The sequence below is a fragment of the Roseofilum halophilum BLCC-M91 genome (genome assembly GCF_030068445.1).
Taxonomy (GTDB): domain Bacteria; phylum Cyanobacteriota; class Cyanobacteriia; order Cyanobacteriales; family Desertifilaceae; genus Roseofilum; species Roseofilum halophilum.
On the sequence record NZ_JAQPOK010000165.1, the window covers coordinates 1 to 10912 of the forward strand.

Genomic DNA, 10912 nt, shown 5'->3' on the forward strand with positions numbered 1-10912 from the left:
ACACGGAAAAATGACGAGAGCTTGGTAGCCCCGTCGTTTCAACGCGGGGCGGAAAAGCGAACGGCGGTTTCAACCGCCGTGATGAGGGTCGTTGATGTATTCCAGAATCTTGGCAGTGCTGACTTTCCCCGTGGTGTCATAAAAATAGCTGTGAGTCCATAAACTAGGCAGTTTGCATAGCTCTGGAAATTCCTGTCGCAACAGCCGAGAAGACCTGCCTTTTAAGGCTTTGACTATTTTATGAATTGCTATATCTGACCCATGCTCTACCAATACATGAACATGGTCTGGGGCTATTTCTAACCCTTGTATTAACCAACCTTTTTCTGCGGCCACTTCTGATAAGATAGCTGCCAATCTTATTTTGACTTGGCCCACTAATACTTTCTTACGTCTTTTGGGAATCCAGACTAAATGAACGCGGGCCAAACCTACTGAATGGTTGCCATGTCGGTATATTTTTTGTTGATTTTTCATGTTGATGGGTTGACATTTATCGACATCTTGATTATAATAGAAAGATGAGTAAAAAAACTAAAAAACAAACCAAAAGTTATGGATGCCAACAGGTCTTATTGCATCCAAATAAAGACCTACAATACGGTGAAAAACCCGATAACTGGGAGGCATCTGCAAAACGCATTAAACGAGGTTTATATCAATCTGCTGCGGGTTGTTTGATAAATGCCGATTGTAACGGTGCAGCAAATATTCGTAAGAATTGTATCTGGAAGGCTCAAGCTTAAGTTAAGCCAACTAAGTAGAGGCGCTTTGATTACGCCTTTAAGAGTTCATTTTTGGACTTCTTAAGAATCTGCACGTCTTTAGACCGCAGAGTTTCAATCTCGCTTGCTCCAACCATTCCACTTCTAATCAGTTCTTAGTTACATCATCCATGGCCCTGACCCTTGTGATTAAAATTGGCACTTCTAGCCTGACCGATCCTCAGACTGGAAACCTCTCCCTGTCTACTTTAGCTCTATTGGTTGAAGTTCTGAGCCAACTGCGCCGCCAAGGCCATCGCGTAATTTTAGTCTCTTCGGGGGCCATGGGGGTAGGGTGTTCCCGGTTAGGTTTGAAAAAGCGTCCCCGTGATATTGCCCTCAAACAGGCGATCGCCGCCGTCGGTCAAGGTCGCTTAATGCGGATTTACGACGATCTCTTCAGCACTTTGGAGCAACCCATGGCCCAAGTGCTACTGACACGCCGAGATCTAGAATCGAGGATTTCCTATCTCAATGCCTATGATGCCTTCCAAGAACTGCTCGATTTGGGCGTGATCCCCATTGTCAACGAAAACGATACGGTCGCTACAGACGAACTGAGACGAAAATTTGGGGATAACGATACCCTAGCGGCCCTAGTCGCCAGTCTAGTGGAAGCAGATTGGCTCTTTTTACTCACGGATGTGGATAAACTCTATTCTGCCGATCCCAATCGGGTTCCTGATGCCCAACCGATTTCCCACGTTCGCAGCCTGGAAGAGTTAACTGAAGTAGAAGCGGGTGAGGCTTCTACCTGGGGAACCGGGGGCATGAGTACCAAAATCGCAGCCGCTCGCATCGCTACTAATGCGGGAGTGCGAATGGTGATTATGCAAGGACGCTATCCCAATCAAATTCCACGGATCTTAGATGGGGAAGAAATTGGTACTCAATTTCATCCCACTCCCCGGACGCTCAACGCTCGTAAACGCTGGATTGCTAATGGATTGGTTCCTTCCGGCACAGTGATTCTCGATCCGGGAGCGGTTAAGGCAATTTGCGATCGCGGAAAATCCTTATTAGCAGTGGGTATTTCTAAGGTAAAGGGCCGATTTCAGTCCTCAGATGCCGTGATGATTTGCGATCTTGAGGGTAAGGAAGTGGCTCGCGGAATTGTCAATTATGGCAGTGATGAATTGGATTTAATTAAGGGCCACCGTTCCGATGAAATTACTGAGCTTTTGGGATATGAAGGCTCGGATACGGTGGTTCATCGGGATAATTTGGTGTTAATGTAGCGTTGGGAATGGGGAACAGGGAACAGGAAAAAATCCTATTGTTCCCTGGTGTAGTCCTTACTCGTAGTACCGCTCTTCTAGCCAAACTCGCACTTCTTGTTCGGAGTCGCACATAAAGTGTTGATGAGTGAGGGGATCGTAAACCCGATAAATCCAATTGCCATGGGTATCTTTTTTCTGGATAATTCGGGGTTCTGCGCTGTACCACCAAACGGCCACCAGATAGTTCCAAAGCTTCTGGAGGCGATCGCCTGGAAGAATAGAATGGGGAAAGCGAAGAACGCTTTTGAGATCGGTTAAACGTAACTCCGATACTCTTGTGATTTCTGAGACACTACTGGTGTTTTTCATGGATCGTGTCCTCAATGTCTACGAATAGCAGTGTGCTGCTATATCTCTAGTGTGGAGGAAGAGCGAAGAAAAAAACAGAGGCAATTAAGCTAAATTGTAACCATAACAGTTTTGTTTTCAGAAACTGTTATGGCTAATAAAATCCATAACTGTACTGGAGCGTTATGCACTTAAGACCCATTGAGCAAACCCAAGGCGCTAACTTATATGAACAGGTGGCCAACCGCATTCAGACCTTAATTGCTGAAGGAACTCTGCAACCGGGCGATCGCCTGCCTTCAGTGCGAAAAGTTCATCAACAAATGTCAGTGAGTATTTCCACTGCCTTAGAAGCCTATCGCCTCTTAGAAGACCGGGGACTCATTGGAGCCAAACCCCAATCTGGCTATTTTGTGCGATCGGTTAAATCTCCTCCGGAACCCGATCGCTCTTCTCCAGCGCAAAAAGCCTGTCGGGTGGATACATCCCTAGTGTTTCAGGTCAATTCCATGGTACGCGATCCAGACATTATCCAACTGGGGGCCGCTGTACCGGGAATGGACTTATTACCCCTATCTACCTTAAATCGTCTCATGGGTCAGGTGATGCGCCACAATCCCGCCTTAGCCCATAGTTATAGTCCGCCTCCGGGGTGTATTGAATTTCGCCGGGCGATCGCCAGACGGTTATTGGATGCCGACTGTGCAGTGACCCCAGATCAAATTGTGGCCACCCATGGAGCCACAGAAGCCGTCTATTTATCCTTACGCGCAACCACCCAACCAGGGGATACGGTAGCCATCTCTTCCCCGTCCTATTATGGATTACTCGAAGCCTTAGCCACGCTCCATTTACGAGCATTAGAACTGCCCACCCATCCCAGGGAAGGCATTTGTCTCGATGCCCTAGAAACGGCCCTCAAACAAAAAAAAATTAGCGCTTGTGCCCTAGTCTCTAATTTTAGCAATCCCCTGGGCACATGCATGAGCAATGAGAACAAACAAGCCCTCGTGGAATTGCTCGCCGAGTATCAAATTCCCCTGATTGAAGATGATGTTTATGGGGATTTGTCCTTTAATGGCGATCGCCCCAAAGCGATCAAAGCCTTCGATCGCCATGGGTTAGTCCTCTATTGTGCCTCCTATAGTAAGGTGCTATCTCCAGGGTTGCGCGTCGGTTGGGCCGTTCCCGGATGCTATCAAGCCCAAGTCGAGCGGCTGAAATTGACGGTGAATATGAGTACCTCTCCAGGGAGTCAACTGGCGATCGCCGCCTTTTTGGCCAACGGAGGCTACGATCGCCATGTACGCAACCTGCGCCGCGCCTATGAACAGCAAATGCTGCAAATGATTCAAGCCATTTGTAACTATTTCCCCGAAGAGACAAAAGTTACTCGACCTACGGGCGGTCATGTGCTGTGGGTTGAACTCGATCCCCATTTCGATACCATGGAACTTTTCCAGAAAGCGGGCCAACATAAAATCAGTATTTCTCCAGGAATCATGTTTTCCCCCTCTAGAAGTTATGGCAATTGTTTCCGGCTCAATTGTGGTTTACCCTGGTCGCCCAAAGTCGAACAAGCCATGGAAACCTTGGGGCGCTTGATCCGTGAGGGATAGAGAACCATTAGTATACCTGGGGTGGAATCTCCTTGTTGAGGCGATCGCTCAGAGAGAGGAGTGCAACAAATGCTGAAACTTCGGTAAAGTAGAAACAGTCACGCCTTTTTTCCCTCATCTCCATGGTCAGTTCTCCTCCCCAAATCTCCCACACTACCTCCGATTGGAACCGTATTATTCGAGACTTTCAACAAATTCTTGGCCGTCAAGGCGTAATCCAGCGCAAGGAAGAACTCCTCACCTATGAATGCGATGGCTTGACCAGTTATCGGGTGCGACCGAAACTGGTTCTACTGCCCCGCAATACCCAAGAAGTAGCAGAAATCGTTAAATTATGCGATCGCCACCAACTCCCCTGGGTAGCACGGGGGGCAGGAACCGGCCTCTCTGGTGGCGCTCTCCCGGTAGAAAATGGGGTGCTAATTTCCACTGCCTTTATGCGGCAAATCCTGGATATTGACCTAGAGAACCAACAGGTCGTCGTGCAACCAGCCGTCATTAATAACTGGGTCACCCAAGCCGTGAGCGGTGCTGGTTTTTATTATGCCCCCGACCCCTCCAGTCAAATTATTTGCTCCATTGGCGGTAATGTGGCGGAAAACTCAGGCGGAGTTCATTGCTTCAAATATGGAGTCACAACCAACCATGTCTTGGGCTTAAAATTAGTGCTTCCCGATGGTTCTATCGTCGATGTGGGGGGAGAAGTACCGGAAATGCCTGGATATGACCTCATGGGATTATTTGTCGGTTCAGAAGGAACCCTGGGCATTGCCACAGAAATTCGCCTACGGATTATCAAACAAGCCGAAGCCATTCAAGTCCTACTGGCTGATTTTACCACCATGGAAGCCGCAGGAGCTGCCGTTTCCAATATTGTCAGCGCGGGAATAATTCCCGCAGGCATGGAAATAATGGATAACTTTAGTATTAATGCAGTTGAAGATGTGGTTGCCACGAACTGTTATCCCAGAGATGCGGTGGCTATTCTGTTAGTAGAAGTGGATGGGTTAGAGGTGGAAGTGGCTGAATATGCCCAACACATTGCCCACATTTGCCGCCAAAATGGGGCTAGGGATATTCAAACCGCTACCGATCCACAGGAGCGTCTACGATTATGGAAAGGTCGTAAAGCGGCTTTTGCGGCTGTGGGTAAGATTAAACCGGATTATTATGTCCAAGATGGGGTGATTCCTCGGACACAACTTCCCTATGTTCTGGGAGAAATTGAGAAACTGAGCCAAAAATATGGCTATCGAGTAGCCAATGTGTTTCATGCCGGTGATGGGAATCTCCATCCCCTGCTGCTCTACGATAATGGAATTCCTGGAGCGCTAGAAACGGTGGAAGAATTAGGGGGAGAAATTTTGAAGATCTGCGTACAAGTGGGGGGCAGTATTTCGGGAGAACATGGCATTGGAGCGGATAAACTGTGTTATATGGATCGAATGTTTACCCCTGTGGATCTCGAAACCATGCAATGGGTACGTTCTGTGTTTAATCCTCAAGGGTTAGCCAATCCAGGTAAGGTATTTCCCACACCCAAAAGTTGTGGGGAAGCGGCTCAGGCAAAAGCACAATGGGTGAATCAGAAGGCAGGAGTAGATTTATTTTAAGGGTGAGATAAATTTCTTTCTGGTAATTCCACCTTAGATCTGGCGATCGCCGTGAGAGTTACCGAGCTGAGTCCAGGTATGCGGAGCATTATGGCTATGTGGAAACCGATCCCCTTTAAGAGGCAATTATCTGCATTCAGTAAACATCGTCTTTTCATTTCGGCGGTTGTGATGATGACAATGGTGGGTTCGAGTGTGGTGGGCTATTACAGTTATCAACAGGCCTATAATGCTCTGCTCAAGAAACTTCAAGAGAATGCCCTGCAAGATGTTAAAGATGGGGTACAAGCAGTCGATCAATGGATTGGTCAGCGCAAAGCTGAAGTGGCGACGATCGCCAATAGTCCCACGGCTCGAACCCTAGATTTGAACCAGATTGAGCCTTATTTAGTCCAAGAAGCTGAAAGAATTGAACCATTTAATATTGTCGTCTTTTTTGATACCGAAGGACGATTTTATACCAGTCAAGGCAAGAATGGAGATGCCAAAGACCGTCTGTATTTGCAGCGAGCAATGCAAGGGAAAGTCAATGTTTCCGATCCTATCACTTCGCGCTCTACAGGCTTATTGCAGATTGTGATTGCGGCTCCCATTACTCCAGATTCGCCCTTAGATAATCAACCCAAAGGGGCGATCGCCGCTCCAGTGCCTCTGAATCGCCTACAAAAAGTGATTGAGGCGCTATCCTACGGGCCAGACAGTTATGCATTTATGATTGATTCTCAGGGAGTTCCCATCGTTCCTCGCGATCTGGACATATTTGGATTTAACTTGAATGAACCTACGTCTTTACTGAAGAGCAGCGATCCAGTTTTAAGCCAATTAGCACAACGAATGATGAACCGGGAACAAGGAATTGATTTAGTCAATTGGCCCGATCGCTTTCACTATATTGCCTATGTTCCCCTAGAAGAAGCAGATTTTTCGATTGCTTTAGTCATTCCCCGTCAGAATATTGACCAAGCTCTGCGCCCTTTGCATATTCTAGGATTAATGATTATTGGTTTAGTCATGTTAATGTTGTTTGTTGTCTGGCGGGCCCAAGATTGGGAACAAAATCATCTACGCCAAGCTAAGGAAAAATCAGAGCAAACGGCCCATGAGTTAACTGAAGCTTTAGGCGAATTACAACGAACTCAAGCCCAATTAGTGCAAACGGAAAAAATGTCTTCTTTGGGCCAGCTCGTCGCTGGAGTGGCCCATGAATTTAATAACCCGGTGAACTTCATTCATGGAAATTTGGTTTACGCCCGTGAATATTTCCAAGATCTCACAGATTTAGTAAAAACCTATCAAACTTATGTCCCCAATCCGCCGCAGGAAGTTACAGAAAAGCTAGAAGAGATCGATTTGGAGTTTCTAGAGTCCGATTTTCTCAAGTTGTTGGATTCTATGGGATCGGGTACAGAGCGGGTGAGACAGTTAGTAAAAGGATTACGCACGTTTTCTAGTTTGGATGAAGATGGTTGTAAATTGGTTAATCTAAATGAACATTTAGATATTACTCTAACGATTTTGGCCAATCGTTTGCACTTAAAATCTGATTGTCAAGAGATTCAGGTGATTCGAGACTATGGAAAGTTGCCTTTAGTGGAGTGCTATCCTGGGCTGTTAAATCAAGTTTTTCTCAATCTTTTGAGTAATGCAATCGATGCCATTGATGAAGCCTCTCACAACGGAAAATGGTTGGAAAATGGTCTCGAACGACCCCAAATTGAACTGAAAACTCGTGTGTTGGACTCTCCTTTTATTGAAGTGACGATTAAAGATAATGGGACGGGAATTCCTGAGAAGATTCGAGACCGAATTTTTGATCCGTTTTTTACGACTAAATCGGTGGGCAAGGGGACGGGTTTAGGTTTGGCTACCAGTTATCAAATTGTGGTGAATAAACATAAAGGGGTTTTGGATTATGATTCGACCTTAAATCAGGGGAGTCGGTTTTATATTCAGTTACCTTATATGAAAAAACTTCCACAGAGTTAAGCTGAATCTTGAATATCTAATCCTTGCCGAATTCGGTGCAATTCTTCCCACAAGTTTTTGATGCGGTTGTAGGATTCAAGGGGTGTAATTTTACCATTGGTTTCTAGGGCGCTGATTACACTGACTTTTTGAGAAAATTCTTGTAAATTGGCATTGAAAATTAGATTGTCGGGAGTCAGTTTTCCGTGGTAAGAAGTCCGGGGATATAAAAATTGTTCTTTCATCATTGGCTCCTTAAGGGATATTCATTGAGGTTGGTTATGGAGGTTGGGGATAAACCACTTGAAATTCTGATTCTTCTAAAGAGAGGAGGAGGGGTTCATCGGGGTCTTCAATGGGGTTTTGGATCAGTTGTACAATCCACCGTCCTTTTTCTTCTTCGGCTTTGAGATATCCTAATGCGCCTGCTGCATACTCTGGATAGAGAACCTGCACTAAAGTTCCTGGTTTTAACATGGATGGACGGTTGGATTTAACAATAATTGACCCCTTAACCTCATTTTAACCTAATCACTAACCAGACGGCCAATCCGGATCAAAATGGGTAAGGAGCATTGGTGACAGGTTAAGGCTGTAAGCTGGCTGTTGGGGTTAGCGCTCTTCTGGTATCCCCTCATTGAGAGACCAACGATACTCTATGGGTAAGTTAGAGCGCTGACAACTTTGTTCGAGTTGACGCTGTTGGGCGAGGGCTTTACGCAGGGTGGCAATGAGTTGATGAACTTGCTCTCGCTGGACAGATTGGCCTTCAACCGCTAACCAAGTTTGACGCTCTAAGAGTTGGAGAAGAAGTTCATAGTGAACATGAGAGGGAACCGGAATAGGTTGCATAGTTGAGTTAATTGAGGGAAAAGAGGTGTATGGAATGGGAAGAAGGCACGGGCTTTCTGGTTATTGTAGTTGATGTGGGTGGGAAAGTAGGTCGGCGATCGCCTTTTCCGGGTCGTCTTGTTTGACTAATGACTCGCCGATTAAGACGGCTTGAGCGCCCACAGAGCCGACAAATTGGAGATCTTCGCGGCTATGGATTCCGGATTCACTGACGATGAGAATGTCCCGATTTTGCAGGGGCTGGCGACGAGCGTGGTAGAGGGTTTCTGTGGTTTTTAGGTCTACGGTAAAATCTTCTAGGTTGCGGTTATTGATGCCAATCAAGTTTACGGAGTCTAAGGCTAATACCCGATCGAGTTCGTCTAGGGAGTGGACTTCAATTAAGGCTGTCATGCCGAGGACGTGGATGATTTTGCTAAAGTATTTGAGGTCTTGATCGCAGAGGATGGCGGCAATGAGGAGAACTGCGTCTGCCCCATGAAGTCGAGCTTGATAGATTTGGTAGGGATAAATAATAAATTCTTTGCATAAGAGGGGTAAGTCAACGGCGGCGCGAACTTTGGCTAGGTTTTCAAAGCTGCCTTGGAAAAATTGGCGATCGGTTAATACGGATAAACAAGTGGCTCCTCCTTGCTGGTAGGATTGGGCGATCGCCACGGGATCAAAGTTTTCTCGGATCACTCCTTTTGAGGGTGAGGCTTTTTTGACTTCGGCAATTACGGCGGGCTGGGTTTTACCCTGGCGAAGTGCCCTGAGAAAGTCTTTGGCAGGAGCCACGATTTCTATGCGACGTTTTAGGTCACTTAAAGAGACTTTTTCCCGTTGTCTTTGGACTTCTGTGTCCTTATGCCAGACAATTTCTTCGAGAATGTTTTGGGGTTCGCTACCGGGCACACTTACTTGATATTGCAGGTGACTGATGGAAAATGTAGGATTAGGGGGACGACGACGAATTTGCATGGGGGATTACAGAAAAGAGATTATCTTAAGACTCTATTCTATTAGATCGGGTTCTTTTTTGTAAGTTTGAAAAGATGGAAGGCTAATGACACATCAAGATTTAGAGCTGACTCAAGAGATGGTTTTTGATGCTGAAAATGAGACTCTGTTGCGGGTGCAAGGGGTAGGGATTCAGGTGAGGTCTGAGGATGGGTTACGGGAAGTGCGGTTAAGGGTAGAAGTGGATTGGCCGAGTTATGCACAAATTGAGGCAAACCATCAGTTTAATTTGGAGAAACGATGGCGGGGGGAGATGAGGGGGGAGTTTCTGGGCGATCGCCCCCTATACTTGGATCTGATGTTACAACCGGATCGGGTTCCCGATCCTATGCCTGATGATATCACGGAGCTTTTAACCCCAGAATTGTTGCAATCTGAGTTATGGTTGGCTCTTTCAGTCTATCAAGAGTTGGAGGGGGAACGGGTGGGTTATGATACGTTTTGGCAGCGAGCCAATTTAACCGAATTGATGCAAGCGGTGCAGATGGGAGCGCAAGCCCTAGAAACGCTTTTTAATACGGTTCAGGAGAGTTTAGAAACTGAATTTTCTCAGGTGGAAGAGGGGGGATTTGCCCGCTTAATGCGGCAGTTGGAGGAGTGGACAGAGGAGGAGGAAGAGGAACGGTCTTTAGAGTCGGTGGTGCGAGAGTTTTTTGCAGAGGATGATTGGGAATTTATACAAGTTAAACTGGGAGTTTTCCAGTTAGCTTTTCAGGGAGAAAATGGCCGCTGGAATTGTTATGCTCGCATTTATGAAGCGGAAAAACAGTTTATTTTTTATTCGATCTTTCCGGTTGCGGTTCCAGAAGGCGATCGGGGGTTGATGGCTCAATTCTTAACAAAAGCTAACTATGGCATGATTTTGGGCAATTTCGAGTTAGACTTGACCGACGGTGAACTCCGATATAAGACGAGCATTGATGTGGAGGGCGATCGCCTCAGTCTGGCTTTGGTGCGATCGCTGGTGTATGCCAATGTGACGATTATGAATCGGTATTTACCGGGAATTGTGGCGGTGTTGGAGGGGAGTCCGATATCGGATGCGATCCAAAGGGTTGAATAGCAGGAATTCCTTTACAGCTTGTATCGTTTCTTTTTCTTCTGGATGATTCAACTCTCATGTTCTATATCTGATAAAATGCTTAGAATTTGAAGTTTTAACTCTGGTAATTTGTCTTCAACTACATTCCAAACTTCATCTAAGTTGATACCCGTATAGTCATGAATGAGAACATCTTGAAGTCCTGCTATTCTCCGCCAAGGAATTTCTGGATACTTTTGTCTCAGTTCTGGAGAAAGGCGTTTTACCGCTTCTCCAATCACTTCAAAACTACGAATCACACCATCTTGAATTAAAATCGATTCTAAAAAGTCTGCTTTTCCTCCTTGAGTATACAGCGCTTCGCGCGGTAATGGGTAATGGGTAATTGGTAATGGGAAAACCATTTTTCACGCTATAATCCCCATTTTTCAGGCTTTTCATGGGAAGGCACTCAACCCTTAAAATTTCGATAACTGTACCTCATAACATC

Annotated in this window: 13 protein-coding genes; 6 read left to right on the forward strand and 7 right to left on the reverse strand. The window is 46.1% G+C overall.

What is annotated here, in order from left to right; all coding sequences use genetic code 11:
- Positions 1-69: 69 nt before the first annotated feature.
- Entirely contained in the window at positions 70-477 is a 408-nt protein-coding gene (tnpA, locus tag PJF56_RS21410; protein WP_283764755.1) for an IS200/IS605 family transposase, read from the reverse strand.
- A gap of 44 nt (positions 478-521) precedes the next feature.
- Between tnpA and PJF56_RS21415 the strand changes: the two genes are divergently transcribed.
- Entirely contained in the window at positions 522-746 is a 225-nt protein-coding gene (locus PJF56_RS21415; protein ID WP_283764756.1) for a hypothetical protein, read from the forward strand.
- A gap of 149 nt (positions 747-895) precedes the next feature.
- A complete protein-coding gene (proB, locus tag PJF56_RS21420) occupies positions 896-2002 on the forward strand; it encodes a glutamate 5-kinase (RefSeq protein WP_283764757.1) in 1107 nt (368 codons plus the stop codon).
- Between the two features lie 57 nt (positions 2003-2059).
- On the opposite strand, the gene PJF56_RS21425 is transcribed toward proB, so the two are convergent.
- Complete coding sequence (locus PJF56_RS21425) at positions 2060-2353, reverse strand: hypothetical protein (RefSeq protein ID WP_283764758.1); 294 nt, start codon at positions 2351-2353, stop codon at positions 2060-2062.
- Between the two features lie 164 nt (positions 2354-2517).
- On the opposite strand from PJF56_RS21425, the gene PJF56_RS21430 reads away from it, so the two are divergent.
- The 3 genes from PJF56_RS21430 (at position 2518) to PJF56_RS21440 (ending at position 7550) form a co-directional block, all read left to right on the forward strand.
- Positions 2518-3951 (forward strand): aminotransferase-like domain-containing protein, encoded by a 1434-nt coding sequence (locus PJF56_RS21430; RefSeq protein ID WP_283764759.1) that lies wholly within the window; start codon positions 2518-2520, stop codon positions 3949-3951.
- 122 nt (positions 3952-4073) lie between these two features.
- Complete coding sequence (gene glcD, locus PJF56_RS21435) at positions 4074-5564, forward strand: glycolate oxidase subunit GlcD (protein ID WP_283764760.1); 1491 nt, start codon at positions 4074-4076, stop codon at positions 5562-5564.
- A 171-nt stretch (positions 5565-5735) separates the two neighbouring features.
- Positions 5736-7550 (forward strand): sensor histidine kinase, encoded by a 1815-nt coding sequence (locus PJF56_RS21440; protein ID WP_283764767.1) that lies wholly within the window; start codon positions 5736-5738, stop codon positions 7548-7550.
- On the opposite strand, the gene PJF56_RS21445 is transcribed toward PJF56_RS21440, so the two are convergent.
- The 4 genes from PJF56_RS21445 to trpC all read right to left on the reverse strand — a co-directional run bounded on the left by PJF56_RS21445 (position 7547) and on the right by trpC (position 9341).
- A complete protein-coding gene (locus PJF56_RS21445) occupies positions 7547-7777 on the reverse strand; it encodes a DUF7219 family protein (protein ID WP_347179609.1) in 231 nt (76 codons plus the stop codon). The two genes, PJF56_RS21440 and PJF56_RS21445, sit on opposite strands and share 4 nt — an antisense overlap.
- 31 nt (positions 7778-7808) lie before the next feature.
- The gene (locus PJF56_RS21450; protein WP_283764762.1) at positions 7809-8006 is read right to left on the reverse strand and encodes a hypothetical protein; all 198 of its coding nucleotides are present in this window, start codon (positions 8004-8006) and stop codon (positions 7809-7811) included.
- 135 nt (positions 8007-8141) lie between these two features.
- Complete coding sequence (locus PJF56_RS21455; protein ID WP_283764763.1) at positions 8142-8381, reverse strand: DUF5340 domain-containing protein; 240 nt, start codon at positions 8379-8381, stop codon at positions 8142-8144.
- A 60-nt stretch (positions 8382-8441) separates the two neighbouring features.
- Positions 8442-9341 (reverse strand): indole-3-glycerol phosphate synthase TrpC, encoded by a 900-nt coding sequence (gene trpC, locus PJF56_RS21460; RefSeq protein ID WP_283764764.1) that lies wholly within the window; start codon positions 9339-9341, stop codon positions 8442-8444.
- Positions 9342-9426: 85 nt separating this feature from the next.
- On the opposite strand from trpC, the gene PJF56_RS21465 reads away from it, so the two are divergent.
- Positions 9427-10443 carry a YbjN domain-containing protein gene (locus PJF56_RS21465; protein ID WP_283764765.1) on the forward strand — a complete coding sequence of 339 codons (1017 nt, stop codon included), beginning with the start codon at positions 9427-9429 and terminating at the stop codon, positions 10441-10443.
- A 47-nt stretch (positions 10444-10490) separates the two neighbouring features.
- Here PJF56_RS21465 and PJF56_RS21470 read toward each other — a convergent pair whose 3' ends face one another.
- Positions 10491-10826 carry a HepT-like ribonuclease domain-containing protein gene (locus PJF56_RS21470; RefSeq protein ID WP_283764766.1) on the reverse strand — a complete coding sequence of 112 codons (336 nt, stop codon included), beginning with the start codon at positions 10824-10826 and terminating at the stop codon, positions 10491-10493.
- Between the last annotated feature and the right edge of the window lie 86 nt (positions 10827-10912).

Coding starts and splice junctions, on each gene's coding strand:
- tnpA (WP_283764755.1), bottom strand. CDS start 477: ATGAAAAATCAACAAAAAATATACCGACATGGCAACCATTCAGTAGGT.
- PJF56_RS21415 (WP_283764756.1), top strand. CDS start 522: ATGAGTAAAAAAACTAAAAAACAAACCAAAAGTTATGGATGCCAACAG.
- proB (WP_283764757.1), top strand. CDS start 896: ATGGCCCTGACCCTTGTGATTAAAATTGGCACTTCTAGCCTGACCGAT.
- PJF56_RS21425 (WP_283764758.1), bottom strand. CDS start 2,353: ATGAAAAACACCAGTAGTGTCTCAGAAATCACAAGAGTATCGGAGTTA.
- PJF56_RS21430 (WP_283764759.1), top strand. CDS start 2,518: ATGCACTTAAGACCCATTGAGCAAACCCAAGGCGCTAACTTATATGAA.
- glcD (WP_283764760.1), top strand. CDS start 4,074: ATGGTCAGTTCTCCTCCCCAAATCTCCCACACTACCTCCGATTGGAAC.
- PJF56_RS21440 (WP_283764767.1), top strand. CDS start 5,736: ATGATGACAATGGTGGGTTCGAGTGTGGTGGGCTATTACAGTTATCAA.
- PJF56_RS21445 (WP_347179609.1), bottom strand. CDS start 7,777: ATGATGAAAGAACAATTTTTATATCCCCGGACTTCTTACCACGGAAAA.
- PJF56_RS21450 (WP_283764762.1), bottom strand. CDS start 8,006: ATGTTAAAACCAGGAACTTTAGTGCAGGTTCTCTATCCAGAGTATGCA.
- PJF56_RS21455 (WP_283764763.1), bottom strand. CDS start 8,381: ATGCAACCTATTCCGGTTCCCTCTCATGTTCACTATGAACTTCTTCTC.
- trpC (WP_283764764.1), bottom strand. CDS start 9,341: ATGCAAATTCGTCGTCGTCCCCCTAATCCTACATTTTCCATCAGTCAC.
- PJF56_RS21465 (WP_283764765.1), top strand. CDS start 9,427: ATGACACATCAAGATTTAGAGCTGACTCAAGAGATGGTTTTTGATGCT.
- PJF56_RS21470 (WP_283764766.1), bottom strand. CDS start 10,826: ATGGTTTTCCCATTACCAATTACCCATTACCCATTACCGCGCGAAGCG.